The following is a 24,692-nucleotide window of genomic DNA, read 5'->3' on the forward strand; positions in this document are numbered from 1 at the left end:
GCCCACGGCGCGGGAGCCCGGCCACCAACCGGCTCCCGCGCCGTTTTTCATGCCCGCCAACCGAAAGGCTCCAACATGCTGACGTTGGAAGACCGCCTCGCCGCCCGCGTGAAGGCCCGCGACTACCAGGACTGGCGCGCCAAGGTCCGCGCCGTCAACGGCTGCGCCCGCCCCATCCGCCTCTCCGGCGCACACCAGCTCCAGGACGCCGCCACCGGCGCCGTGCTGCATCACCACGGCGGGGACATCTTCGCCCCGTGCGGCAACCGGCGCTCCGGGGTCTGCCCGGCCTGCTCCGACCGCTACGCCGCCGATGCCTTCCACCTCATCCGCGCCGGACTCATCGGCGGTCACAAAGGCATCCCGACCTCCGTGGGCGACCGGCCGCGCGCGTTCGTCACCCTTACCGCCCCGTCCTTCGGGCCCGTCCACACCGCCCACATCACCCGTAACGGGAAGCGGCGGCCGTGCGGCTGCGGGGAGTACCACCACGACGACGACACCCGCCTCGGTGCCCCGCTCGACCCCGAGACCTACGACTACGTCGGGTCGGTGCTCTGGCAGGCCCACGCCGGGGTCCTGTGGCAGCGGTTCACGATGCGCCTGCGGCGGGAGCTCGCCAAACGGGCCGGGCTCAAGGCCCGCGAGTTCGCCGAACAAGCCCGGCTCTCCTACGGCAAGGTCGCCGAATACCAGCGGCGCGGGCTCGTGCACTTCCACGCCGTGGTCCGCCTCGACGGTCCCGATGGGGCGGTGTCACCGGCTCCCCGGTGGGCGCACCCGGACTTGCTCGAAGACGCCGTCTACGCGGCTGCTGGAGCTGTGCTCGTGCGCACCTGCTACCCGGACGGCACGGAGCTGCCGCTCACCTGGGGGACTCAGGTCGACGTCCGCCGCATCGAACCGGCCGCGTCGGCTGAGCTGGAAGACGATGCCGGCCAGATCTCCGAGGCCCGGCTCGCCGCGTACATCGCGAAGTACGCCACCAAAGGGACCGGCAAGAGCGAAGCCGCCGACCGGCCGATCCGCTCCCAGCTCGACATCGACCACCTGCAGGTGACCCCGCACCACCGCCGGATCATCCAAACCGCCTGGGACCTCGGGGACCTGTTCGCCTATGAGGACCTGAAGCTCCGCCGGTGGGCGCACATGCTCGCCTTCCGGGGCCACTTCCTCACCAAGTCGCTGGCCTACTCCACGACGTTCAAGGCCATCCGAGGGGACCGCCAGGCGTTCCGGCTCGCCGAAACCCTCGAACGCCTGGGCCTCGACGACCGCGCCGACACCATCGCCGTGGTCAACGACTGGTGCTTCGACGGCGCTGGTTACCGCGACGACGCCGAACGCGAACTCGCCGCAGGCATCGCCGAACGCATCCGAGACGACCGAAAACTCAAATACAGCAAGGAAAACGACCATGAATAGCAAGCTGCTCAGCGTCGAAGACGTCGCCGACTACCTCGGCATTCCGAAGAACACCCTCTACCAATGGCGTACCAAGGGCTACGGTCCGGCCGGCCGCCGCATCGGCAAGTACGTCCGCTACCGCTCCGAGGACGTCGACTCGTGGGTCGAACAGCAGGGGGTGGTCTGATGGGCAGGCCATCGCTCCCGCTGGGAACCTGGGGCAAGATCCGCACGTACGAACTGCCACACGGCGGATCGCGAGCTGTGGCGAATTACAAGGACTACGACGGCGTCACGCGTCCGGTGGAACGGGTCGGCACGACGAAGGCCAAGGCGATCAATAACCTGCTTGAAGCCCTGCGTGACCGGGCGCGACGGTCCGGTGATGGCGAGATCAAGGCTGAGACCAAGGTGGCCGTCGCGGCGGACATGTGGTTGAAGTCGATCGATGAATCAAGCAAGGCCGCGCGTACCAAGCGGGAATATCGCGACACGTGGAACCGATACCTGGCAACGCCTATGGGACATCTTCGGGTCCGAGACATCCGTGTCTCGACAGTGAATCGCCTGATCACTGAGACGCGGGATCGCAACGGCCGTGGTGCTGCGTCGCATGTCAAAGTCGTGCTGTCCGGCATCTTCGCTCTGGTCGTCCGGCACGACGCGCTCGACAAGAACCCGGTCCGTGAGATCGAGAGTTTGGGCGCCAAGAAACGCAAGAAGGAACGCATGGTCAACGCGAAGACCATCGGCCCGATTCTCGGTGTGTTCCACGCGGGCGAGGACTCGAAGCGGTGGGACCTGGTTGACATGGTCGACGTGCTTTCCGGGCTCGGCTGCCGCATCGGCGAACTGCTCGCGCTCGACTGGGATACCTCGGTCAACTTCGACGCCGGGACGATCCGGTTCCACGGGACCGCGATTCGGGTGACCGGGCGCGGCCTGTTCGTGCAGGACCACACCAAGAGCCGTGCCGGCATGCGCACGATCCGGCCGCCTGGCTGGGTGATGGACATCCTCAAACGTCGTCGGGCGGAGGCTGAGACGCCGTGGGTGTTCCCGTCGGCGACCGGCACCTTGCGGGATCCGGACAACACCCGGGCTCGGTTCCGGATGGTCGTTGAGAAGACGCCGTACAAGGGCCTGCACCCGCACGACTTCCGGCACTACGTCGCCGGCGTTCTCGATGACGCTGGGCTGACCGCTCGCGAGATCGCCGACTACCTCGGCCACGAGCGCATCAGTACAACGCAAGAGGACTACATGGAACGGGGCGTTGTGGGCGAGGACGTCGGTCCGGCGCTGGCTGAGCGCCCGAAGATCGAGCTTCCCAAAGATGAGGGTTAAGCAAGGGTTGGCCTAGTCCGAAGCCCCTGGTCATCTCACCGACCAGGGGCTTTGTGCCCCCGGCAGGATTCGAACCTGCGACACCCGCTTTAGGAGAGCGGTGCTCTATCCCCTGAGCTACGAGGGCCTGCTACTGCCGACGCAAGCTTAGCCTGCCGAAGCACGACTCAGCAGCAGGGGCACGGATGGCGTAGCCCGACCTACGTCGTCACCCAGGTGAGTGGTTCTTACCCGCAGCCGACCGTCTGGATACACCCAGCCGGACGGCCCACCGCACCTGACCTGGACGGACCAGTCGGTCACCTGGTCGTGTCTGGTTTCGAACTGCTGAACAACAGTAGGTAACCTTCGTTAACGGGACGCGGGGAGCCGCCTCCTACTGGCTGTTGCGGAGGGCTTCGTTGATCAAGCTCATGTTCGCCGACGACGAGGAACTGGTGCGCTCGGGGTTGCGCGCGATGATGTCCGGGGCTCAGGACATCGAGATCGTGGGCGAGGCCTCCGACGGCAGATCCGCAGTGGAAGTCGCCCGGCGGTACCACCCCGACGTTGCCCTGCTCGACATCAAGATGCGGGCTCCCGACGATGGCATCCGGGCGCTGCGGGCCATCCTCGCGCTCCCCGATCCGCCCACTGTGGCCATGCTGACCACCTTCGACATCGACGAGTACGTCAGCCTCGCGCTGCGGCTCGGCGCCAACGGCTTCCTCCTCAAGGACATCGACCCCGCGGCCCTGCTGCGGGCGGTTCGGGACCTGGCGCGAGGTGGGGCGGTCCTCGACCCGGGCGTCGCCGCGCGGATGGTTCAGTCCCACCGGGACGAACAACGCGCTGCTCAGCCCGCCCGGAAGCTGCTCGCCTCACTGTCCGAACGCGAACGTGAGGTCGTCGCGCTCATCGGGCAGGGCCTCTCCAACGCCGAGATCGGCGGGCGGCTTCACCTGTCCGAGGCCACCGTCAAGGGGTACGTCTCCGCCGTGCTCTCCAAGATCGGGGCGGCGAACCGCGTGCAGGCCGCCCTGCTGGCCTACCGCGGTGGCCTGCTCGACCAGTAGATGCTGCTCACGGCGCTGGAGTTCCTCGGGCTCGTCGCCTTCGCGGCGTCCGGGGCGCTCGCCGCCGTGCGGGCCCGGCTCGACGTCTTCGGTGTGGTCGTCGTCGGGCTCACCACCGCGCTCGGGGGCGGCGTCATCCGGGACGTCCTGCTCGGCATCCACCCGCCCACGACGCTGCGGAACTGGCCCTACCTCGCCGTCTGCGCGGTGACCGCCCTGGTCGTCTTCGCCTTCCACCCGCAGGTCGCGCGGCTGCGGCGGGGCGTGCTGCTCGCCGACGCGCTCGGGCTCGGCGTCTTCGCCACCGCCGGGACGACCATCGCGCTGAACGCCGGCGCGACCGTCTACGCCGCGTGCCTGATCGGCATGACCACCGGCATCGGCGGCGGTGCCGTGCGCGATCTCCTGCTCCGGGAAATCCCCATGGTCCTGCGGAAGGAGATCTACGCCGTGGCCGCGCTGGCCGGCTCGGTGCTCGTCGTCGTCGGTCACGCTGTGCGACTGCCGGAGGGGCCGGTCACCGTGGTCGCGGCCGCCGGCGTGGTCACGATCAGGATGGTCGCGCTCTGGCGGCACTGGAACGCGCCGGTCGTGCGAGCGCCGGAGTGAGAGATTCTCTTTGTCAGTTCTGTGTGTGTTCTTAGGCGAGTCTCAGCACGCTGAGTAAAACTATCGCCATGCGCATCCTTGTGGTGGACGACGACCGCGCCGTCCGTGAGTCGCTTCGGCGGTCCCTGGAGTTCAACGGCTACCAGGTCCAGCTGGCCAGCGACGGTGCGCAGGCCCTGGAAGCGATCATCGCCGACCGGCCGGACGCCATGGTCCTGGACGTCATGATGCCCCGGCTCGACGGCCTCGAGGTGGCCCGCCGCCTGCGCAGCACCGGCGACGACCTGCCGATCCTCGTGCTCACCGCGCGCGACACCGTCTCCGACCGGGTGTCCGGGCTGGACGCCGGCGCCGACGACTACCTGCCGAAGCCGTTCGCACTGGAAGAGCTGCTCGCCCGGCTCCGGGCGCTGCTGCGCCGCGCCAGCCCGGAGGCCCAGAACGGCCAGGCCTCGGAGATGCTGTCCTTCGCGGACCTGACACTCGACCCTGGCACGCGCGAGGTTCGCCGCGGCGGCCGCGAGATCAGCCTGACCCGGACCGAGTTCGCACTGCTGGAACTGTTCCTTTCCTACCCGAAGCACGTCCTCACGCGGGGCCGGATCCTGGAGGAAGTATGGGGTTACGACTTCCCGACGTCCGGCAACGCGCTGGAGGTCTACGTCGGCTACTTGCGCCGCAAGACGGAGGCCGAGGGGGAGCCGAGGCTGATCCACACGGTGCGGGGGGTGGGGTACGTCCTGAGGGAAACCCCGCCGTGACCGAACCCGGCGACCCCCGCGGCACGCGCTGGGGGACGCGCCGGTTCTCGCTCCGCGGCCGAGTGACGCTGCTCGCCGCGGCCTGTGTCGCCGGCGCCGTCGCGCTGGTGTCGATCGGCGCGTTCATGGTCGTGCGCAGCAACCTCTACCAGCAGCTGGACGACGGCCTGATGGCGCGGGCACAGGCCGCGGTCGACTCCCCGCAGGTGGGGACCGAGCTGCGGCAGGTGCCGGGCGCGTTCCTCGCCAGTGCCGACCTGCAGATCGGGCAGCTCGCCGCCGCGCCCGACATCCAGCACGCCGTGATGACCTACCCGCTGTCGAGCTCGCCGCCGCCGTTCGACCAGCGGGAGCTGGACGTCGCCAACGGCGATTCGCCGGAGTCGATGCGGACGGACCTGCGCACCGACAGCCGCGTGGTCGCCCTGCCGTCCGGCCACGGCGAGGCCATCGTGCTCGCCCAGTCGATGAGCCCGACGAAACGCACGCTGAACGAGCTCGCGCTGGTGCTGTTCCTCATCGGCGGCGCCGGCATCCTGGTCGCCGCGGCCGCGGGCACCGCCGTCGCGCGGACCGGTCTGCGGCCCGTCGACCGGCTGACCTCGGCCGCGGAGCGCGTCGCCAAGACAGGCGACCTGCGGCCCATCCCGGTCAGCGGTGACGACGAGCTGGCGCGCCTCACCCAGACCTTCAACACCATGCTCGGCACCGTCGCGGACTCGCAGGAACGCCAGCGCCAGCTGGTCGCGGACGCGGGACACGAGCTGCGGACGCCGCTGACGTCGCTGCGCACCAACCTCGAGCTGCTGCTTGCCGCGAGCAAGCCGGGCGCGCCGCCGCTGCCGAACGAGGACCGGATCGACATCGTCGCGGACATCAGCGGCCAGCTCGACGAGCTGACGCAGCTCATCGGCGACCTCGTCGAGCTCGCGCGCCAGGACGAGCCGCGCGAGCGCTTCGAGCGCGTCGACCTGCTGGACGTCGTCGAGCGGGCGCTCGACCGGGCGCGGCGGCGCGCGGGCGAGATCAACTTCGACGTCTCGCTGCAGCCGTGGGTGCTCACCGGCGACAACAGCTCGATCGAACGCGCGGTGCTGAACCTGCTGGACAACGCGGTGAAGTTCTCGCCGCCGGACGCGACGGTCTGGGTGCGGCTGTACCCGCTCGGCGACGGCACCGCCGTGGTCGAGGTGGCCGACGCCGGCCCGGGCATCGCCGAGGAGGATCTGCCCAAGGTGTTCGACCGCTTCTACCGCTCGCCGGAGGCCCGGACGCTGCCCGGTTCCGGCCTCGGCCTGGCGATCGTGAAGCACGCGGCCGAGCGGCACGGCGGCGCGGTGTACGCCTCGCAGGCGCCCGAGGGCGGCGCGTTGATGACGATCCGGTTGCCGGGGGCGCCCGGCTGAGCCGTTCGCGAGACGCCGCCGGCGAAGTCGGCCAGGATCGACGCATGTCGCTCGTCCGTCGTTGCCTCGTCGCGGCGGCGAGCGGGCTGCTCGCGACGCTGGCCCTGAGGGCGCTGCCGGACCTGGACCTGTGCACCGGCTCGGCGTGCTTTCTCGTCGGGCTGCTCGTCGTACCCCTCGTGCTGGTCGGCGGGGCGCTGCTGGCGTATGTGCTCATGGCGCTGGCTCGCCTCCGCCCGGCCTGGCCCGTCGCCCTGGCCGGGCCTTTCGTGGTCCTGGCGCTGATCACCACGGTGATCGACGCGGGGACGTGGCCGTTCCCGCCGTTCGCCGCCGTGGTCGCCGCTTCTTACGCGCTGGCTTCGCTCGTCACCGCGGATGAGCTGCCGCGCGCGTGGCGGGTTGCGCTCGGATCGCCCGCGGTGGTGTTGTTCGCCTGGGGCGTGGTTCGGCCGATCCTGCTGTGACCTGGTCTTTCGAAAGTTCACCCACGTCGCCCCTGCGGATACCGTGTTGAATCGTGTAGGATTTTGTGTGGTTGGGGTGTGACGGGGACGGAGTTGAGCGGGTGCTGGCGCGTCAGCGACAGGCGGTGATCCTGGAAGAGGCACGCCGGACCGGGGCGGTCCGGGTCAGTGATCTCGTGACCAGGCTGGGTGTCTCCGACATGACGGTGCGTCGCGATCTCGACGTCCTCGCCGGGCGTGGGCTCGTCGAGAAGGTCTACGGCGGCGCCACTTCGATCGTCGGCAAGAGCACCGACGAACCCGGCTTCGAGGCGAAGTCCGTGCGCCAGCGCGCGCAGAAGGAGGCCATCGCCGAGCTCGCCGCGACACTCGTGCGGCCCGGCACCGCGATCGGCATCTCCGCCGGCACGACCACCTGGACGCTCGCCCGCGCGCTCGACGCCATCCCGGGGCTCACCATCGTGACCAACTCGATCCAGGTCGCCGACGTGCTTCGCGGGTCGACGCAGCCGGAGCGCACCGTCGTGCTCACCGGCGGGGTGCGGACGCCGTCGGACGCGCTGGTCGGGCCGGTCGCCGTGCACAGCCTGCGGTCGCTGCATCTGGACGTCGTCTTCCTCGGCGTGCACGGGATGGCCGACGGGCCCGGGTTCACGACGCCGAACCTCACCGAGAGCGAGACCGACCGTGCGCTGGTCGAGGCCGGGCGCAAGCTCGTCGTGCTCGCCGACCACACCAAGTGGGGCACCGTCGGGATCTCCACGATCGCCGACCTGGACGAGGCCGACGTCGTCGTCACGGATGACGGAATCACCAACGAGGCCAAGGAAATACTCGCCGAAAGGGCAACGGAACTCATGATCGCCGAGACGGCGGAGACAGTCGAGGCCGAAGAAGCGTGAAGCGCACCGTACGACACCTGGCCGACGGCCGGGAGATCATCTACTTCGACCAGCCCGGCGCCCCCGACCGCGTCGCCGAGGACACCCGCGACCTGCCGCCGGTCGCGGCCGCGTCGGAGATCCGGCTGGACCCGCTGACCGGCGAGTGGGTCGCGATGGCCGCGCACCGGCAGACGCGGACCTACAAGCCGCCCGCGGACCTCTGTCCGCTGTGTCCGAGCAAGCCCGGCAAGCCGAGCGAAATCCCCGAAAGCGACTACGACGTCGTCGTCTTCGAGAACCGGTTTCCCTCCTTCGCCGAGGACGTCATCGGCGAGCCGTCCACTGTGGATGGTCTTGGTCTGGTGCCCGTGCGGCCCGGCCGCGGGCGCTGTGAGGTCGTCTGCTTCACGAGCGACCATGACGGCGCCTTCTCGCGGCTGAGCGCGAAGCAGGTGCGCGCCGTCGTCGACGCGTGGTCCGACCGCACCGCCGCGCTGTCCGAAGTGCCCGGTGTGGAGCAGGTCTTCCCGTTCGAGAACCGTGGCGAGGAAATCGGCGTCACGCTGTCGCACCCGCACGGGCAGATCTACGGCTACCCGTTCGTCACGCCGAAGACCGAGCGGATGCTCGACGTCGCCCGCGCCTACCAGGCCGAACACGGCCGCCCGGTGCTCGGCGACGTGCTGGCCGCCGAGCAGAAGTCCGGTGCGCGCGTGGTGGCGTCCGGCGAGCACTGGACGGCGTACGTGCCGCCGGCGGCCCGGTGGCCGATCGAGGTCCACGTCGTGCCGCACCGGCAGGTGCCGGACATCCCCGCCCTGACCGACGCCGAGCGCGACGACTTCGCCGACGTCTACCTGGACGTCCTGCGCCGGTGCGACGCGCTGTACGACCGGCCGCTGCCCTACATCGCGGCGTGGCACCAGGCGCCGGTGCGCCGCGACCGCGAGCTCGGCTGGCTCCACCTGGAACTGTTCTCCGTGTTGCGCGCCAAGGACAAGCTGAAGTACCTGGCGGGGTCCGAATCGGGCATGGCGGTGTGGGTCAACGACGCGACGCCGGAGCAAATCGCCGAACGGCTCCGCGCGGCGGGCTGATCCGGCCATACTCATCTCCGATGCACAGGTTCGACTCAGGAACCTCTCAGGACCATCGCGCAAGGTGAGGGCATGACCGAGAACGACTCCAGCGCGCACGACCCCGCGGCGCCGCGGCACCCCGAGACCGGCCAGCAGGCCGCTCAGGGCGGTTGGGCGGGGAGCCCGTACGGCGACCAGGCCGCCACGCCCGAGTCCGGTGGTACGCCGCAGTACCCGACGCCGGAGCCGTCCTACCACGCGGTGACCGGGGCCGACCCGTCCTACGGGGCGCCGAGCTCGAACCCCTGGTCCGCGCAGGGGACCGCGTCCGGCCAGACCCAGCAGAGCGTCTACCCGCCGCCGAACCCCAACCCGTACGCGCAGCCCGGCACGTCCGTCTACGGCGTGCCGCCGGCGCCGCCCGCGCAGCCGAAGCGCTCCGGCGGGAAGCTGCTCGCCGGCGTCGCGCTGGTCGCGCTGCTCGTCGGCGGCATCGCGGGCGGGGCGGTCGGGTACTTCACCGGCGGCACGTCCAACGGTCCGGCGAGCAACGCGCTCGACGCGCCGAAGCCGGCCCAGCAGACCGGCAACGCGCCCGCCGGCTCGGTCGAGGCGGTCGCGCAGAAGCTGTCGCCGAGCGTCGTCGAGCTGCAGGTGAGCGGGCAGCAGGGGGCCGGCGAGGGCTCCGGGTTCGTCATCAGCACCGACGGCTACATCCTGACCAACAACCACGTCGTCGAGGTCGCCGCGAACGGCGGTCAGATCCAGGCGGTGTTCCAGGACGGCAGGAAGTCCGTCGCCAAGGTCGTCGGCCGCGACCCGACCACCGACATCGCGGTGGTCAAGGTCGACGGCGTCAACAACCTGACGCCGGTGGAGATCGGCCGGTCCGACGACCTGAAGGTCGGCCAGTCGGTCGTCGCCATCGGCTCGCCGTTCGAGCTGGCCGGCACGGTCACCTCGGGCATCGTCAGCTCGCTGCACCGGCCGGTGCGCGCCGGCGGCGGGCAGGGCGGCCAGGAGACGGTGATGGACGCCGTCCAGACCGACGCGGCGATCAACCCGGGCAACTCGGGTGGTCCGCTGTCCAACATGTCCGGCCAGGTCATCGGCATCAACTCGGCGATCTACAGCCCGCAGTCGGCGTCCGGCCAGGGCCAGGGGGGCTCCGAGAGCGGTAACGTCGGCATCGGGTTCGCCATCCCGATCGACCAGGCCCGCCGCACCGCGGACACGATCATCAAGACCGGCCAGGCCGTGCAGACCTACATCGGCGCGCAGGTCACGGACGCCCCGCAGGGCGGCGCGAAGCTCGGCGCCATCACCGCGGGCAGCCCGGCGGAGAAGGCCGGTCTCAAGGCGGGCGACATCGTGACGAAGATCGACGACCGGAACATCGACAAGTCCGACACGCTGGTCGCCGCGATCCGCACCCGCGCCCCGGAGGAGAAGGCGACGTTCACCCTCTCCGACGGCCGCACGGTCGAGGTGACGCTCGGCGGCCAGCCCGTCCCGGCCAACTGATCCGCATCCGACGCTCGGCCGCCGTGGTGCGGCCGAGACCAGCACTGGCTCGACCCCCGCATCTCGGGGCCGGACCCGCAAGGCCACGCGCGACCGGGCACTCCATGCCGGTCGCGCGTGGCCGTATTCGTGGCCGGTTCAGGTTCAGGTACCGGGACGGTCGGTTCGCGTACCTGGAGGGTCGGCTGGCGTTCCTGGAGGGTCGGTTCGCGTGTCCGGAGGGGCATCTCGCGTGATTGGGCGGGCTTCTCGCGTGATTGGAGGGGCATCACGTGTGTTTGGCGGGACGACACGGCGGAGCAGGGCGGTCAGGACCACCAGGAGCCAGACCGCGGCCAGCGTCAGGGCCAGGCCCAGGGCCGGGTTTCCGTCGTGGAGGCCGGGCATCGGCGGGGTTCCGTACGGGCGCCAGAGCAGCGGGAACGCCAGGATCAGCAGGACTCCGGTGATGACCGTGCCCGTGACCACCGGAACCCGCCACGGGTGCGGGAGGACGCGGGCCAGGATGATGCCGAGCACCGCTGTCAGCGGGACGACGACGCCGTCGTTGAGGAGTGGGCCCGCGACGATCCAGCTCACCGTGCCGATCACGTCCGGCCGCAGCGGGAACGCGTATTCGACGAACAGCACCACGCCCCACGCCAGCGCCGCGAGGCCCGGCAGGGCGAGCAGAGCGCGAGCGGTCTTCACAGCGCCTCCAGCTTCGTGACCCACTTCGTCTGCAGCACGCCGGGCCGGTTCGGGGCGATGATCCGGCACGGGAAGCCGTGGTCGAGGTCGAGCACCTCGCCGTTCAGCTCCAGCGCGAGCAGCGTCAGCTCGTCGGCCGTGTGCTCGCCGGGCAGGACGCTGACGCCGTACAGCCCGGAACGCTCCGAAGAGGACACTCGCACGGCCGTGCCCGGTGCCGCGCCGACGGCTTTCAGCAGCGCCGGCAGGGAAATCCCGCGCCAGGTCGCCGACTGGCTCCAGCCCTCGACGCACGCGATCGGCAGCTCGGCCGTCGTCTGCGGCAGTGCGCGCAGCTCGTCGAGCGAGAACTTCGTCGTGCCGCGCGGGGTCACCACCGAGAGCCGCCACGCCGTCGACCACGTGATGCCCGCGGCCGCCGCCGTCCGGTTCACCGGGAGGTTCTGCGTGCCTTTGCTCGTCTTCCAGGCGAGGCCCGAAACGCCGCGCAGGAACGGGACCGTCGCGCCGGCGGTGGCGACGACGGCGACGCCCGTCGCGAGCCCGGTGGTGCGCAGGAACCCGCGCCGGGACAGCCCGGCGGCCGGCGGCTCCTCAGCGGGTGTTCCGCGGCTCAGCGCCCGCCGGATGACCGGCAGCTTCACCGCGACGTGCACCAGGATCGACCCGATCGCCAGCCACGCGACCGCGTAGTGCACCTGCGGGAAGTAGAAGCCCCACGGGTAGTTCTGCGCGACGTTCAGCAGCCCGGTCGTCAGCTCGAAGAACGCCGCACCCGAGAGGACCAGGATCGAGAGGCGTTCCAGGGCGTGCGGCAGCGAGCGGACGAGCGGCCGGCCGAACAGCTTCGGGTAGACGCTCCACAGCTTCGCCAGCAGCAGCGGGATCGACGCCACGCCGGAGATCACGTGCAACCCCTGCGTGACGCGGTAGAGCCCGACCGGACGGCTGGGCCAGAAGAACCACTCCGGCGGGTGCTGGATCAGGTGGCTGATCAGGCCGGTCACGAAGCAGGTCGTGAACGTGACCGCCAGCGCCAGGCCGATCTTCGACGTCACGCGCTCGTCGTGCGCCGGCGCCTTGAAGTGTTCTTCCTTCGGGATCGGCAGTTTCACGCCCGCTCCAATCGCGCGAACCAGCGGTGGCCGTGGCGGGTGGTCCAGCCGACGCGCAACCCGGCGCGCACGGCCACTTCGGCGATCGCGTCCACGCCGACCCACGCCCAGGTGAACCAGGCACTGTCGGCGTGCCCGGGCCGCAGCCGGACGCGCTCGTGCCGCAGCCCGCGGCCGGGCGGCTCCAGCTCGACGAGGACGTCACCGTCGCCGGCGATCAGCTGCGCCGCGCGCCGCAGCAGGACCACCGGGTCGCCGCCGATACCGATGTTGCCGTCGGCGAGCAGGGCGTGCCGCCATCGTCCTCCGCCGGGCACGTGGTCGAACACGTTGCGGTGCAACGCACTCCCGCCGCGACGGCGCGTCAGCCGGACGGCCGTGCGAGAGCTGTCCACGCCCAGCGCGACGACTCCGCGCCCGGCCAGGGCCGCGGTGAACCGGCCCGGACCGCAGCCGATGTCGAGGGTCGGGCCGGCGCAGGCGTCGAGCAGAACCTCGTCGCCCTCGGACGGCGCGGTCCACCGCTCGACCGGCAGCTCGACCCGCTCGCCGTCGGCCAGTTCGAGCCAGCACTGGTGGCCCAGCAGGCCGCGGTCGAACTCGTTGCCGATGAGTGCCGTCCTCATGCGACCGCCCGCCCCCGGACCGCTGCGACGGCGCGGGCGAACCGGCCGTCCGGGCACGCCGCCGCCACCGCGCGAGCGTCCGCCATGGTGTCCACATCGGACAGTCGCGCGGCCGGCCGGGGCCGCAGTCCGCACGCGGCGAGCGCACGCGCCGTGCGTTCGCCCGTGTCGTCGCGCGACATCGGGACACCAGCCAAGACCTGCGCGTGCCGCGGGTCGGCCAGGCCCAGCGCCCACCAGCCGCCGTCCTCGGCCGGGCCGAGCACCGAGTCGTGCCCGTCGTGCACGACCGGCGCGGCCGCCGCGGCGAGCGACTCCGGCGTGACCTGCGGGGTGTCCATGCCGATCTGCAGGATCGGGAGGCCCGCGTGCACCGCGGCGGCGTCCGCGTGGGCGTTCGCCAGCCGGGCGCCGAAGTCCCAGCCCCGCTGCGAGATCATGGTGACGCGGCGCAGCGCCAGGCCGATTTCGGTGGCCAGGGCGGCGGCGCCGAGGTCGCCGGTCATCGCGACGACGGGCGCGGCACCGGGCACCGCGCACACGACGTCGAGCGTGTCGAGCAGCGCGGCCGCGGCGATCTGCGCCGCCTGCGCCGGCGTCGCCGGCGGGCTGAGCCGGGTCTTGGCGAGCCCCGGCACCGGCGCTTTGGCCACGACCAGCAGGACGAACCGGGCTGTCATCGCGCCAGCACCCGCCCGAAGTCGCGGACCGCGCGCAGCGTGCCCCGCACCGAGCCGGACACCTTCGACTTCGTTCCCTTGGCGCGCTCGCCGTAACGGACGTCGAACTCGCGCACCCGCCACCCGGCGCGCTGGGCCTTGATCAGCAGCTCGAGCGGGTAGCCGAACGCGCGGTCGGTGACGCCGAGGCCGAGCAGCGCCCGCCGGTCCGCGGCCCGCAGCGGCGCGATGTCCCGCACCGGCAGCCTGCGGCGGCGGAGCAGGTGCGCCAGCACGACGTTGCCGGCTCGCGCGTGCCACGGCCACACCCCGGGTCCGGTCGGCACCCGCCGCCCCACGGCCAGGTCGGCGCCGCCTTCGACGGCGGTCACCAGCCGCGGCAGGTCGCCGAGGTCCAGGGACCCGTCGGCGTCGGCGAAGCACACGATGTCCGCGGTGGCGGCCTCCAGTCCCGTGTGCACGGCCGCGCCGTACCCGCGGCGCGGCTCGTGGACGACCTTCGCGCCGAGCGAGGCCGCCACTTCGGGCGAGCCGTCGGCCGAACCGTTGTCGACCACGATCGCGCGGTAGCCCGGGGGCAGCCCGGCCAGTACGCCGGGCAGGGCGCCCGCTTCATCGAGGCAAGGGAGGACGACGTCCACTCCTGAGTCAGTCACGGCGCCGACCGTAAGTCCAGGATGGACTGTGGAGAACCCTTGTGCTCCTTACTGAATCATGACGAGTGACGAGTTCTTACCGGGTCGTTACGGCTGCCTCCGCCGCCACGCGGATCCGGGCACGCGGACTTAAGGTGGACAGCGATGAGCGAGCCGAACCCGGCAGCGCGGCTCGCCGAGCCGCCTGCCCGCGAACCCGAACTCTCGGCGCCTGATCGGCCCGGGCGCCGCGCCCACCGGGCCGATCTCCTCGCCGTCGCGGCGGCCGCGGTGCTCGTGGCCGCGGCCGCCGCGGTCGGCTCGTACTACAACCGGCCGCATTCCGGCGTCGTCATCTTCGTGTCGTCGCCGCCGTTGTTCGCCGACTGGCTGCCGCACGTCGGCCCCGGCTCGGTGTTCGCCGTGCTCATCGCCGTCGCGGTGGTGCTCCACGGCCCCACGCTGGCCGCCCGGCTGCCGTGGCGCCGGGCGCTCGCCGTCGGCTATTCGGCTTCTCTCGCCTGGATCTTCTCGCTGGCCATGGTCGACGGCTGGGCGCGCGGGTTCGCCGGCCGGCTGACCATCCCGCAGGAGTACCTCCACGAGGTGCCCGGCATCGCCGACATCCCGCGGATGCTGCGCGAGTTCTCCTCCCGCATCCTCGACTTCCGGCCGGACTCGTGGACGACGCACGTGTCCGGGCACCCGCCGGGCGCGACGCTCGTCTTCGTCTGGCTGGACCGCCTCGGCCTGCACGGCGGCGCGTGGGCCGCGACGGCCGTCGTGCTCGTCGGCAGCCTGGTCGCGGTGGCCGTGCCCGCCACGGTCGCCCTGCTCGGCCGGCCTGACGCGGCTCGCGCGGTGCTGCCCTTCGCCGTCCTGACGCCCGGCGCGGTGTGGATCGGCGTGTCGGCGGACGGCCTGTTCGCCGGGGCGACCGCCACCGGGCTGGCGCTGCTCGCGTTGTCCGCCAAGGGATTCACCCACGGCCGCCGGTACGCCGTCCCGGCCGGGCTGGCGGCCGGCGTGCTGCTCGGCTTCGGGATCTTCCTTTCGTACGGCCTGGTGCTGCTGGGCCTGCTCGCGCTGGCCGTGGCCGTCCTCGGCCGGCAGTGGCGGGCCGCCGCCCTGGCCGTCGCGGCGGCGCTGGCGGTCGTCGGCGTCTTCGCGTGGGCGGGCTTCTGGTGGCTCGACGGCTACCACCTGGTCGTCGAGCGTTACTACCAGGGCGTCGCGCTGGTCCGGCCCTACTCGTACTGGGTCTGGGCCGACCTGGCGGCGGTGGTCGTCGCGCTCGGTCCCGCCGTGGTGGCCGCCGTCCGGCGGGGGCTCGCCGGAGCGGGTCGTGGCCTGCTTTCCGACCCGGTGCTGCTCCTCGGCGTCGCCGCCCTGGTCACCATCGTGTTCGCCGACGTCTCGGGCCTGTCGAAGGCCGAGACCGAACGGATCTGGCTACCGTTCGGGGTGTGGTTGCTGCCGATGACGGCCCTGCTGCCGCGGCCCGGGCGACGCTGGTGGCTCGCCGCTCAAGCCGTGACGGCGCTGGTGGTCAACCATCTGCTGCTGACCGGCTGGTGAGGGAGACGTGATGAACGATCAGGCCGGGCGCGTGCTCGTGGTCGACGACGACGAGACGGTCCGCGATGTCGTGCGCCGCTACCTCGAGGTGGCCGGGTTCACCGTCGACCAGGCCGGTGACGGCGCCGAGGGGCTGGCCCAGTTCGCCGCCCACGAGCCGGATCTGGTCGTCCTCGACGTCATGATGCCGGGGATCAACGGGCTCGAGGTGTGCAAGCGGCTGCGCCAGGTCAGCCAGGTGCCGATCGTCATGCTCACCGCCCTCGGCGAGGAGGAGAACCGGATCGCCGGGCTCCAGCTCGGCGCCGACGACTACGTCACGAAACCCTTCAGCCCCAAGGAACTCGCCCTCCGCGTCGCCTCGGTGCTGCGCCGCGCGCGGATGCCGCGTCCGCAACCGGCCGCCGCCGAGCTGGCGGACGGCGACCTGCGCCTGCAGATGACCGCGCGCACCGCGACGCTCGCCGGCCGCGAACTGCCGTTGACTTCCCGGGAGTTCGACCTGCTCGCGTTTTTCCTGGCCCACCCGGGATTCGCCTACTCGCGCGCGGACCTGCTCGAGAAGGTGTGGGGCTGGGACTTCGGCGACCAGTCGACCGTGACCGTCCATGTGCGACGGTTGCGCGAGAAGATCGAACGTGACCCGGCCAAGCCGACTCGGGTGGCGACGGTGTGGGGTGTCGGCTATCGCTATGACCGGGAGCAGCCATGATCGAACCCGGCGAGTCCTTCGCGGAGACGCTGACGCACCTCTGGCACATCCTGCCGTTGGCGTTGCTCTTCTCCTTGCCGATCGCCGCGCTCGGCGGAGTCGTGCTCTACTTCCTCCGTCGCGGCTCCTTGGCCACCACGCTGACCGTGCTGGTGCTGATCCCGGTGCTCTCGACGCTGGTCGGCGTCCTGGGCGTCAGCGGGTTCATGTTCACCCCGGCGCTGACCACGATGCTGCTGGTCTGCCTGCTCGTCGCCGTGGTCACCGTGCCGGCGGCGATCATCCTCGGCCGGGCCATCGCGCGGCGCAGCGTGTGGGAGCGCGAGGCACGCAATCGCGAGCGCGCGGCCGAGGCGTCGCGGCGCGAGCTGGTCGCGTGGATCAGCCACGACCTGCGCAGCCCCTTGGCCGGCATCCAGGCGATGGCCGAGGCACTGGCCGACGGCGTGGTGTCCGAACGCGACGAGGTCGCCGACTACGCCCAGCGGATCGGCGGCGAGACCAGACGGCTGTCCGCGATGGTCGGCGACCTGTTCGAGCTCTCGCGCATCACCGCCGGCGCCCTCGACCTCACGATGTCCGCGGTGCCGCTGCGCGACGTCGTCAGCGACGCCGTCGCCGCCCAGTCGCCGGTCGCCGAGCGCAAGCGCGTCCGCGTGCTCGCCAACGCGTCGACCTGGCCGGTCGTCACCGGGAGCGACCCGGAACTGGCCCGGATCGTGCGCAACCTGGTGTCCAACGCCATCCGGCACACCCCGCCCGACGGGACGGTCGCGGTGCAGATCGGCGTCGACGGCGACGAAGCCCTTCTCGCCGTCGACGACTCCTGCGGCGGCATCCCCGACGACGAGATCAGCCGGGTCTTCGACGTCGCCTTCCGCGGGACGCAGGCCCGCACGCCCGAGCGCGGCGGGACGACCAGCGGGGGCGGGCTCGGCCTGGCCATCACCAAGGGGCTCGTGGAGGCCCACCGCGGGAAGATCGGCGTCCACAACCACGGGCCCGGGTGCCGGTTCGAGGTCCGGTTGCCGCTGGCGATGTCCTAGGCACTGTCCTGCAAGTCTCGCTCGCGGTCTTCGAGCAGACTCACAGGACAGCGCCTAGACGCCGTAGGCGCGGTTCATCGCGCGCAGCGTCCGGACGACCTCCGCCCGGAGCGCCTCCGGTGCGACGACTTCGACGTCGGCGCCGAACTTGAGGAGTTCGGGCACGGCTGCCTCGATCGATTCGATGGGGATCTCGATCTCGGTCCGGCCCGCCGCGTCCGGCCCGGCCGTGATCTTCCGGGCGGCGACGGCCGCCGGTTCCAGCAGCTGCGGCAGGCGGTCGAGACCGCGACGGGTGACCCGGAGGACCGCGGTGTCCCGGTGCCGACGCCGGTCGAAGTGGTCGAGGTAGGTCTCCCAGTGGCCGGCCAGGTCGAACCCTTCGGCGCGGTCGAACGGCTGGGGGAGGACGTCCACCTCGAGGATCCGCGAGATCCGGTAGGTGCGGAACCGTCCCTCGCCGCGGGCCACGAGGTACCAGTTGCCCGCCTTCAGGACCAGCCCGTGCGGCTGCACGGTGCGCGTGATCTCGTGCGGCTCCGCCCAGCGCAGGTAGCGGATCTTCACGGCGTGCTGGTTCCAGGTGGCGTCCGCGATCGGCGCCAGGTGCGGCGTCCGCTCGGTGCCGAGGTACCACGGTGGCAGGTCGAGGTGGAACCGCCCGGCGGCGCGGCCGGCGCGGTCGCGCAGTTCGGCGGGCAGCGCGGCCATGAGCTTGAGCTGCGCGGTGGTCGTCGCGGCGGTCAGGCCCAGCTGGGCGGCCGCCGCCGGGAGCCCGGTCAGGAACAGCGCTTCGGCTTCGCCCGCGGTGAGCCCGGTCAGCCGGGTCCGGTAGCCGTCGAGCAGCCGGTAGCCACCGTCGTGACCGGGCTCCCCGTACACCGGCACGCCCGCGGCGCCGAGCGAGTCGACGTCGCGGTAGATCGTCCGGACCGACACCTCCAGGGCGTCCGCCAGTTCCTGGGCGGTCATCCGGTCCCTCGACTGCAGCAGCAACAGCAGGGACACGAGCCGGGTCGCGCGCATGCTCGCGAGTCTGCCGGGATCCACTGACAGAAGGTGTCAGGGAACCCGGGTTAGCGTCCGGCCATGACGATCACAACCGACACCGGCACCCTGATCAGCCGCTACGTGTCCGTGTGGAACGAGCCGGACCCGGCGGCCCGGCGCCAGGCCGTCACCGAGCTGTGGGCCGAGGACGGGGTGGAGTACACCGAAACCGCCGAACATCGAGGGCAAGCCGCCCTCCAAGCCCGGATCACCGGCGCTCACAACCAGTTCGTGGCGACGGGAGCGTTCGTCTTCGTCGCGGCGGACGACGTCGTGGCCCACCACGACGCGGTCACGTTCACCACCCACATGGTTCCCGCGACGGGCGGCGTACCGGTGTGGAGCGGCACCGTCTTCGTCGTTCTCGGCCCGGACGGCCGGATCCGGCACGACTACCAGTTCACCGGTGCGGAGGCGGGCACCCGGGCGGTGGTGACCGAGTTCCTCGGCCGGCTGGCCGGAGGGGATCCGGCCCGGCTCGCCGAACTGTTCGCCGACGTCGTCGACTGGCAGCTCGACTGGCCCGCGGAGGGACACCCCGCGGTGCCGTGGATCCGGCCGCGGTCTACGCGTGCCGACGTCGCCGACCACTTCCGCGCGCTGAACGACTTCCACGTCCCCGGGGCGCGCGGCGGGATGACGCCGAGGGTCCTGGTCGACGGCCGGGACGCGGTGGTGCTCGGGGACATCCGTCAGCCGGTGAAGGCCACCGGGCGGCCGTACACCGCCCGCTGCGCACTCCACCTGACCGTCGACGGCGGGGTGATCACCCGCTACCACGTCTACGAAGACAGCCTCGCCGTCGCGCAGGCGTTCACGGGCTGACGTCAGACCGGGGCGCGCAGTTCCGCCGTCGCGAAGTCGGCGATTCCCTTTTCGAAGCCGATCTCCGCGGTGAAGCCCAGCAGGTCGCGGGCGCGGGCCGGGTCGGCGACGACGTGGCGGACGTCGGCCGGGCGGGCGCCGCCGGCCACCTTCGGCGCGGGCCCGGCGCAGGCGCGCGCCAGTTCCGCCGCCAGTTCGCCGACCGTGTGCGGGGTGCCGGAGCAGACGTTGAGCGGCGTGATGCCGCCCTCTGGGCCGGCTGTCCGAAGAGCCAGGACGTTCGCCCTGGCGACGTCGTGGACGTGTACGAAGTCGCGCTGCTGGCGACCGTCCTCCAGCACCAGCGGTGCTTCGCCGCGCACCAGCGCCGAGCGGAACAGCGACGCCACCCCGGCGTACGGCGTGTTCTGCGGCATCCGCGGGCCGTAGACGTTGTGGTAGCGCATCGCCCACACGCTGCCGCCCGTCTGGCGCGCCCACGCGCCGGCCAGGTGCTCCTGCGCGAGCTTCGTCGCCGCGTACGTGCTGCGGGGGTTCAGCGGCGCGTCCTCGGGCACCAGCCGCCAGCTGAGCCCGGTGCCGCAGGCCGGGCACCGCGGCTCGAACCGGCCGGCGTCCACATCGGACGCGCGCCGCGGCGACGGCGGGACGACGTCGTGGTCCGGGCACGCGTACCGGCCTTCGCCGTAGACGACCATCGACGACGCCAGCACCAGCTTCCGCACGCCGGCCGCGTGCATCCCGGCCAGCAGGACCGCCGTGCCGTAGTCGTTGTGCAGGGCGTACGACGGCGCGTCCGACGGGTCGACGCCGTGCCCGACCACCGCCGCCTGGTGGCAGACCGCGTCGACGCCGTCCAGCAGTTCGGCGACGATCTCGGCGTCGGTGACGTCGCCGCGCAGGAACCGGTGCCGGCCGGTGTACGCCGGTGGCGTGCGGGAGCCGTGGGCCGTGGGGAGGAGGTTGTCGAGCACGACGACCTCGTCGCCCCCGTCCGCCAGCAGATCGGCGATGTGAGACCCGATGAACCCGGCTCCGCCGGTGACCAGTACGCGCACACCGGTCACGCTAGGGGGCCGTGGACCGGCGTGCCCGGCCGTGCGCGGGCACGTCACGGAATCGTCAGAACTCACCCGGCACCTCCCGCCGCCGGGTGGCCGAAACCGACTACGGTGGGCGCCATGGAACGGAGTGCACAACGGCTGGGCCGGGCCCTCGTGGTCATCGTGGACGATCGCGTGGCGCACGGCGAGCACGAGGACACCACTGGCCCGCTGGTCACGGAACTGCTCGAAGAAGCGGGTTTCATCGTCGACGGTGTCGTGGTCGTCGAGGCCGAGACCGCGGGTATTCGCAACGCGCTCAACACCGCCGTGATCGGCGGCGCCGACCTGGTGATCACGGTCGGCGGCACCGGCGTGCTGCCGCGTGACCGCACGCCGGACGCCACCGCCGGAGTGCTCGACCGGCCGATTCCGGGCATCAGCGAGGCCATCCGGGCCTCCGGATTGGCGGCCGGGGCGGTGGACGCCGGGATCTCGCGCGGGCTCGCCGGGGTGTCGGGGAGCACGCTGGTCGTCAACCTCGCCGGGTCGCGCTCCGCGGTGCGCGACGGGATGGCGACGCTGACCTCGCTCGTGCCGCACGTGATCGACGAGCTTTCGGGCCTCGAAGAGGTCTGATCCCTTCGAACTTCCGGATCGGCGGAGACCTGGAGGTGCGCCGCCTCGGCTTCGGGGCGATGCACCTGCCGGTGGACTCCGCGCGAGACCAGGCGATCGCGGTCGCGCGGCGGGCCGTCGAGCTGGGCGTCACGCTGATCGACACCGCCCACCTCTACGGTGGCGGAGCCAACGAGGAGCTGCTCGCCTCGGCGTTGTACCCCTACCCGGACGAGCTGGTGATCACCACGAAGGTGGGGGTCGCGCGCACCGGACCCGGCGGTGAGTGGCGGCTCGACGCCCGGCCCTCGATCTTGCGCGAGCAGGTGGAGCAAGCGCTGCGCCGGCTTCGGGTGGAGCGGATCGAACTGCTCCAGCTGCACCGCATCGACCCGGAGACGCCGCTCGCCGACCAGCTCGGCACGCTGCGGGAGCTCCAGGTCGCCGGGAAGGTCGGGCGGATCGGGCTGTCCGAGGTGACCGTCGACGAGCTGACCCGCGCCCGGGAGCTCGCCGAGATCGTCAGCGTGCAGAACCGGTACAGCGTGCTCGACCGGGAGCACGAGCCGGTGCTGCGGGTTTGTGCCGAGGCGGGTATCGCGTTCCTGCCCTGGCGGCCGGTGGCTCCGGCGACGGCCAGTCGTGAACTCGCCGGTGTTGCCGCCGAGCTGGGTGCCACCGCCGCGCAGGTCGCCCTCGCCTGGCTGCTGGCGCGTTCGCCGGTGATCCTGCCGATTCCGGGGACGGGCCGGATCGCGCACCTGGAGGAGAACGTCGCCGCGGCCGAGGTCCGGCTGAGCCGGGAGCAGGGGGAGCGGCTCGACGCCCTCGTCGAGGGCGGGACGTCGTGAACGGACCGGACCTCGGCGAGATCGAGGCCTGGTTCGACGGTGTTCTCTCCGGACGGGTCAGCCGCGACGCGGCCGATCGCTGGGCCATGCGGTGGCTCGCGGACGACTTCGCCGGTCGGGTCGATCTCGGCGCGGATCAGTTGTGGGCGCTCGAGCTGCTCGGGGGCATCGACCTCCCCGGTTGGCCGGACACCGGGTTCCTGCACGACGACGACCAGATCCGCGGATGGCGCGACGAGGTGCGGGCGCGCCGCCGCCTTCGACGTTCACTCTGAAGTTGTCAATCAGCACGTGGGAGACTGGGGGCATGTCCGGTCAGCAGCGCGATCCCAAGGCCAGCAGCGAGCAACGCCGCCGGGTCGATGAGATCTTCGGGGACGTCCTGCCCGAGACGACCTCCGACGAGCGCGACCCCGAGCGGCGTACCGGGCTCCCGGATGACTGGTACCGGGAGAACCGGCCGCCGCACCACGATCGCTGACGCCACTCAGCCGCGGCCGTTGTCGCGCTGGGCCTGGGCGCGCAGCAGGTCGCGGATCTCGATCAGCAGCTCGACGTCGGTCGGCTCCGACGGGCCGGGCTCCTGGCCACGCTTGCGGCGCTCCTGCACGTGCTTCACCGGCAGCACGATCACGAAGTAGACCACCGCCGCGACCAGCACGAAGTTGATCGCCGCGTTGATCACGCCGCCGAAGTCCAGGAACGTGGCCTCGTTGTTGTCGAAGATCTGGTAGCCGAGGCCCTTCGCGGCGTCCGTGCCGCCGATCGTGCTGATCAGCGGCTTGATGAGGCCGGTGGTGAACGCCGTGACGATCGACGTGAACGCCGCGCCGATGACCACCGCGACGGCGAGGTCGACGACGTTGCCGCGCATCAGGAAGTCCTTGAAACCCTTGAACAACTTGCTCTCCTCACGAACAGGGGGTGGGCTAGCGGAGAGTAACCGTTACCGGACGCTCCAGTGAAATCGCCGCCACCCTCGTCGCGATCGCGTCCGGGAGCCGGAGCAGCACCAACGGTCCCTTCGCCGCGGACGCCTCCTTGTGCCCGACCGCCACCACCGTCGCCCCGCCGGCCAGCACGGACGCGGGCACGCCCGGTTCCGGCGCCGCGACGACGTCGACGCGCCGGCCGGGCTCCAGCAACTCGGCGACGCCGGCGTCGGCCAGGCGCACCGGCACCGTCGCCGTCGCGGGATCACCCGAGCCGGGGAGGGTCGTCGCCAAGCGGACGTCGGTCAGGGGTTCGCCGGCACGGACGGCGCCCGCCAGCAGGCGGCCGTCGACGCCGTCCAGCGTGCTCAGCACACCCGCGGGACGCGCGGAATCAGGGAGGTCGGCCAGCCGGACGTCGAGAGCGCGCAAAGCCGTGCCGGAAGGAAGGTCGTGCGCCGCGACGACGGTCGGAGTCGTCGGCGCTCCCCGCGCGGAGCCGGGATGTGCGAACAGCAGCGCGCCGGCCAGCAGCAGGCCGGCGGCGAGCCAGCGGCGGATGAGCCGCGTCCGCCGGCCCTGCAGCCGGGTCAGATCAGGAGTGCGGAACTTCGCCGCCACGTCCACGGTGCCCCCTCGGTCGGATCCGGTGCGGCGGTGTGCCGCACGAGATCGACGTTAGGGAAGCCGGGCGGGCCGCCGGAAGGGCCGCGTCCGGCATCTGTGGACAACCGGGGTGTTGTGGACAACTCCGGGCGTCAGGAGGCCGCGGCGGTCGTTTTCGTCGTACCCGAGGAGGAGGATGTCGAGCTCGTTTCGGACTTGGACTCCGACTTCGACTCGGTCTTGGTCTCGGTCTTCGCCGGCGTCGCGGTGGTGCTCGACTTGCTCGACTCCCGCGAGTCGGTGCGGTAGAACCCGCTGCCCTTGAAGACCACGCCGACCGAGCTGAACACCTTGCGCAACGTGCCGGAGCACTGCGGGCACACGGTCAGGCTGGGGTCCGAGAACGACTGCACGGCTTCGAACCGGTGGTCGCATTCTTTGCAGGCGTACTGGTACGTAGGCACTGAGGGCTCCTTTGCTGGCACTCATCCGACCAGAGTGCCAACTCGATTGTGCTGGAAAACATTCCCCGAAAGCAATTCCTGCTTGCTCACAGCGGCAGGTCGAGCACACCGCGAGCAGGGGTCAGGACCCCGCTCATGCGCACGTCGTGGGGCTCCCCGGGCAGCCGTTCGACCAGCTCTTCGTCCCGGACGACGGCCAGCAGCGTCACACCGGCCGCGGCGAACACCAGCGAGCGATCGTAGTGGCCGGCACCCCTACCGAGCCGGACGCCCCGGTGGTCGACGGCCAGCGCGGGCACCAGGACCAGCCCGGCCGCCCCCACGGCGTCGGTACCCAGGCGTTTTCCGCCGGGTTCGCGGATCCCGCGGAACCGGCTGGGCACGAGATCGGCCTCGCCGGTGTACTCGGCCCAGTCGAGAGGACCCGGCTCCGGCAGGATGACCGGCAGCAGCACCCGCGCGCCGCCGGCCGCGAGCGCGTCGACGAGCGCCGTCGTGCCCGGTTCGGTGCCGAACGGCAGGTACGCGCACACCGTGCGGGATGTGACCTTCGACACCGCGCTGACCAGCGCCGACGCCTCCTGGGCATGCGATTCGGCGGTCTGGTCCGCTCGCGCGCGCGTCAGCCGGGTGCGCCACTCCGCCTTGCTCAGGTGCTCATTGCCCAGCGCGTGCATGACCT

The 24,692-nt window shown here is 71.7% G+C and carries 30 protein-coding genes and 1 tRNA gene; 19 read left to right on the top strand and 12 right to left on the bottom strand.

Translation table 11 applies throughout. From position 1 onward, the window contains the following. Window positions 1-75: 75 nt before the first annotated feature. From AB0C38_RS23575 to AB0C38_RS23585, 3 genes are read left to right on the top strand one after another with little or no spacing between them, the layout of a single operon-like run. A complete protein-coding gene (locus AB0C38_RS23575) occupies window positions 76-1,425 on the top strand; it encodes a replication initiator (protein ID WP_360676929.1) in 1,350 nt (449 codons plus the stop codon). After that, entirely contained in the window at window positions 1,418-1,594 is a 177-nt protein-coding gene (locus AB0C38_RS23580) for a helix-turn-helix domain-containing protein (RefSeq protein WP_360676930.1), read from the top strand. The genes AB0C38_RS23575 and AB0C38_RS23580 overlap by 8 nt, the downstream gene beginning before the upstream one ends. Then, the gene (locus AB0C38_RS23585; protein WP_360676932.1) at window positions 1,594-2,754 is read left to right on the top strand and encodes a site-specific integrase; all 1,161 of its coding nucleotides are present in this window, start codon (window positions 1,594-1,596) and stop codon (window positions 2,752-2,754) included. The genes AB0C38_RS23580 and AB0C38_RS23585 overlap by 1 nt, the downstream gene beginning before the upstream one ends. 54 nt (window positions 2,755-2,808) lie before the next feature. Here AB0C38_RS23585 and AB0C38_RS23590 read toward each other — a convergent pair. Further along, window positions 2,809-2,881: transfer RNA gene (locus AB0C38_RS23590), tRNA-Arg, on the bottom strand. 274 nt (window positions 2,882-3,155) lie between these two features. Between AB0C38_RS23590 and AB0C38_RS23595 the strand changes: the two genes are divergently transcribed. The 8 genes from AB0C38_RS23595 (at window position 3,156) to AB0C38_RS23630 (ending at window position 10,539) form a co-directional block, all read left to right on the top strand. Continuing rightward, entirely contained in the window at window positions 3,156-3,809 is a 654-nt protein-coding gene (locus tag AB0C38_RS23595) for a response regulator transcription factor (protein WP_003087851.1), read from the top strand. Continuing rightward, window positions 3,810-4,418: a TRIC cation channel family protein gene (locus AB0C38_RS23600; RefSeq protein WP_360676934.1), complete on the top strand. Its 609-nt coding sequence runs from the start codon at window positions 3,810-3,812 to the stop codon at window positions 4,416-4,418. A 68-nt stretch (window positions 4,419-4,486) separates the two neighbouring features. After that, window positions 4,487-5,179: a response regulator transcription factor gene (locus AB0C38_RS23605; protein WP_360676936.1), complete on the top strand. Its 693-nt coding sequence runs from the start codon at window positions 4,487-4,489 to the stop codon at window positions 5,177-5,179. Further along, window positions 5,176-6,585 carry a HAMP domain-containing sensor histidine kinase gene (locus AB0C38_RS23610; protein ID WP_360676938.1) on the top strand — a complete coding sequence of 470 codons (1,410 nt, stop codon included), beginning with the start codon at window positions 5,176-5,178 and terminating at the stop codon, window positions 6,583-6,585. Before AB0C38_RS23605 ends, AB0C38_RS23610 begins: the two co-directional genes overlap by 4 nt. Before the next feature lie 44 nt (window positions 6,586-6,629). After that, the gene (locus AB0C38_RS23615; protein ID WP_360676939.1) at window positions 6,630-7,052 is read left to right on the top strand and encodes a hypothetical protein; all 423 of its coding nucleotides are present in this window, start codon (window positions 6,630-6,632) and stop codon (window positions 7,050-7,052) included. Window positions 7,053-7,153: 101 nt separating this feature from the next. After that, a complete protein-coding gene (locus tag AB0C38_RS23620; RefSeq protein ID WP_360676941.1) occupies window positions 7,154-7,954 on the top strand; it encodes a DeoR/GlpR family DNA-binding transcription regulator in 801 nt (266 codons plus the stop codon). Then, entirely contained in the window at window positions 7,951-9,033 is a 1,083-nt protein-coding gene (galT, locus tag AB0C38_RS23625; RefSeq protein ID WP_360676943.1) for a galactose-1-phosphate uridylyltransferase, read from the top strand. The genes AB0C38_RS23620 and galT overlap by 4 nt, the downstream gene beginning before the upstream one ends. A 72-nt stretch (window positions 9,034-9,105) precedes the next feature. Continuing rightward, the gene (locus AB0C38_RS23630; RefSeq protein ID WP_360676945.1) at window positions 9,106-10,539 is read left to right on the top strand and encodes a trypsin-like peptidase domain-containing protein; all 1,434 of its coding nucleotides are present in this window, start codon (window positions 9,106-9,108) and stop codon (window positions 10,537-10,539) included. A gap of 144 nt (window positions 10,540-10,683) precedes the next feature. Here AB0C38_RS23630 and AB0C38_RS23635 read toward each other — a convergent pair whose 3' ends face one another. Genes AB0C38_RS23635 through AB0C38_RS23655 form a run of 5 tightly spaced genes read right to left on the bottom strand, consistent with a single transcriptional unit; the run spans window position 10,684 to window position 14,291 of the window. Next, window positions 10,684-11,229: a hypothetical protein gene (locus AB0C38_RS23635; protein ID WP_360676947.1), complete on the bottom strand. Its 546-nt coding sequence runs from the start codon at window positions 11,227-11,229 to the stop codon at window positions 10,684-10,686. After that, window positions 11,226-12,344, bottom strand: a complete 1,119-nt coding sequence (locus AB0C38_RS23640; protein ID WP_360676949.1) for a molybdopterin-dependent oxidoreductase — start codon at window positions 12,342-12,344, stop codon at window positions 11,226-11,228. Before AB0C38_RS23640 ends, AB0C38_RS23635 begins: the two co-directional genes overlap by 4 nt. Then, entirely contained in the window at window positions 12,341-12,970 is a 630-nt protein-coding gene (locus AB0C38_RS23645) for a class I SAM-dependent methyltransferase (protein WP_360676951.1), read from the bottom strand. Before AB0C38_RS23645 ends, AB0C38_RS23640 begins: the two co-directional genes overlap by 4 nt. Continuing rightward, complete coding sequence (locus tag AB0C38_RS23650; RefSeq protein WP_360676953.1) at window positions 12,967-13,650, bottom strand: DUF2064 domain-containing protein; 684 nt, start codon at window positions 13,648-13,650, stop codon at window positions 12,967-12,969. The genes AB0C38_RS23645 and AB0C38_RS23650 overlap by 4 nt, the downstream gene beginning before the upstream one ends. After that, window positions 13,647-14,291, bottom strand: a complete 645-nt coding sequence (locus tag AB0C38_RS23655) for a glycosyltransferase family 2 protein (RefSeq protein WP_360677198.1) — start codon at window positions 14,289-14,291, stop codon at window positions 13,647-13,649. The genes AB0C38_RS23650 and AB0C38_RS23655 overlap by 4 nt, the downstream gene beginning before the upstream one ends. A 159-nt stretch (window positions 14,292-14,450) precedes the next feature. Between AB0C38_RS23655 and AB0C38_RS23660 the strand changes: the two genes are divergently transcribed. From AB0C38_RS23660 to AB0C38_RS23670, 3 genes are read left to right on the top strand one after another with little or no spacing between them, the layout of a single operon-like run. After that, entirely contained in the window at window positions 14,451-15,863 is a 1,413-nt protein-coding gene (locus AB0C38_RS23660; protein WP_360676955.1) for a hypothetical protein, read from the top strand. A 10-nt stretch (window positions 15,864-15,873) separates the two neighbouring features. Next, window positions 15,874-16,575 carry a response regulator transcription factor gene (locus AB0C38_RS23665; protein ID WP_360676957.1) on the top strand — a complete coding sequence of 234 codons (702 nt, stop codon included), beginning with the start codon at window positions 15,874-15,876 and terminating at the stop codon, window positions 16,573-16,575. Then, window positions 16,572-17,621 (top strand): HAMP domain-containing sensor histidine kinase, encoded by a 1,050-nt coding sequence (locus AB0C38_RS23670; protein ID WP_360676959.1) that lies wholly within the window; start codon window positions 16,572-16,574, stop codon window positions 17,619-17,621. The genes AB0C38_RS23665 and AB0C38_RS23670 overlap by 4 nt, the downstream gene beginning before the upstream one ends. 54 nt (window positions 17,622-17,675) lie before the next feature. Here AB0C38_RS23670 and AB0C38_RS23675 read toward each other — a convergent pair whose 3' ends face one another. Continuing rightward, on the bottom strand, window positions 17,676-18,647 hold the full coding sequence (locus tag AB0C38_RS23675; RefSeq protein ID WP_360676960.1) for a YafY family protein: 972 nt from the start codon (window positions 18,645-18,647) through the stop codon (window positions 17,676-17,678). A 63-nt stretch (window positions 18,648-18,710) separates the two neighbouring features. Between AB0C38_RS23675 and AB0C38_RS23680 the strand changes: the two genes are divergently transcribed. After that, window positions 18,711-19,496, top strand: coding sequence for a nuclear transport factor 2 family protein (locus AB0C38_RS23680; protein WP_360676962.1), 786 nt, complete (start codon window positions 18,711-18,713; stop codon window positions 19,494-19,496). Window positions 19,497-19,498: 2 nt separating this feature from the next. Here the strand turns inward: AB0C38_RS23680 and AB0C38_RS23685 are convergent, their stop codons facing one another. Further along, on the bottom strand, window positions 19,499-20,554 hold the full coding sequence (locus tag AB0C38_RS23685; RefSeq protein WP_360676964.1) for an NAD-dependent epimerase/dehydratase family protein: 1,056 nt from the start codon (window positions 20,552-20,554) through the stop codon (window positions 19,499-19,501). Window positions 20,555-20,677: 123 nt separating this feature from the next. Here AB0C38_RS23685 and AB0C38_RS23690 point away from each other — a divergent pair, with 123 nt between their 5' ends. From AB0C38_RS23690 to AB0C38_RS23705, 4 genes are read left to right on the top strand one after another with little or no spacing between them, the layout of a single operon-like run. Then, a complete protein-coding gene (locus AB0C38_RS23690; RefSeq protein WP_013230045.1) occupies window positions 20,678-21,178 on the top strand; it encodes a molybdenum cofactor biosynthesis protein B in 501 nt (166 codons plus the stop codon). A gap of 35 nt (window positions 21,179-21,213) precedes the next feature. Further along, complete coding sequence (locus AB0C38_RS23695) at window positions 21,214-22,008, top strand: aldo/keto reductase (protein WP_360676966.1); 795 nt, start codon at window positions 21,214-21,216, stop codon at window positions 22,006-22,008. Next, the gene (locus AB0C38_RS23700) at window positions 22,005-22,283 is read left to right on the top strand and encodes a hypothetical protein (protein WP_360676968.1); all 279 of its coding nucleotides are present in this window, start codon (window positions 22,005-22,007) and stop codon (window positions 22,281-22,283) included. The genes AB0C38_RS23695 and AB0C38_RS23700 overlap by 4 nt, the downstream gene beginning before the upstream one ends. Window positions 22,284-22,315: 32 nt before the next feature. After that, window positions 22,316-22,489 carry a hypothetical protein gene (locus AB0C38_RS23705; RefSeq protein WP_360676970.1) on the top strand — a complete coding sequence of 58 codons (174 nt, stop codon included), beginning with the start codon at window positions 22,316-22,318 and terminating at the stop codon, window positions 22,487-22,489. 6 nt (window positions 22,490-22,495) lie between these two features. Here the strand turns inward: AB0C38_RS23705 and mscL are convergent, their stop codons facing one another. The 4 genes from mscL to AB0C38_RS23725 form a co-directional block, all read right to left on the bottom strand. Further along, window positions 22,496-22,909, bottom strand: coding sequence for a large conductance mechanosensitive channel protein MscL (gene mscL / locus AB0C38_RS23710; protein ID WP_360676972.1), 414 nt, complete (start codon window positions 22,907-22,909; stop codon window positions 22,496-22,498). A 28-nt stretch (window positions 22,910-22,937) separates the two neighbouring features. Continuing rightward, window positions 22,938-23,567 (bottom strand): SAF domain-containing protein, encoded by a 630-nt coding sequence (locus AB0C38_RS23715; protein WP_360676974.1) that lies wholly within the window; start codon window positions 23,565-23,567, stop codon window positions 22,938-22,940. Window positions 23,568-23,698: 131 nt separating this feature from the next. Beyond that, entirely contained in the window at window positions 23,699-24,010 is a 312-nt protein-coding gene (locus AB0C38_RS23720; RefSeq protein ID WP_360676976.1) for an FmdB family zinc ribbon protein, read from the bottom strand. Between the two features lie 86 nt (window positions 24,011-24,096). Next, a complete protein-coding gene (locus AB0C38_RS23725; protein ID WP_360676978.1) occupies window positions 24,097-24,687 on the bottom strand; it encodes a 5-formyltetrahydrofolate cyclo-ligase in 591 nt (196 codons plus the stop codon). Window positions 24,688-24,692 lie beyond the last annotated feature (5 nt).

Source organism: Amycolatopsis sp. NPDC048633 (assembly GCF_040650695.1).
Classification (GTDB): domain Bacteria; phylum Actinomycetota; class Actinomycetes; order Mycobacteriales; family Pseudonocardiaceae; genus Amycolatopsis.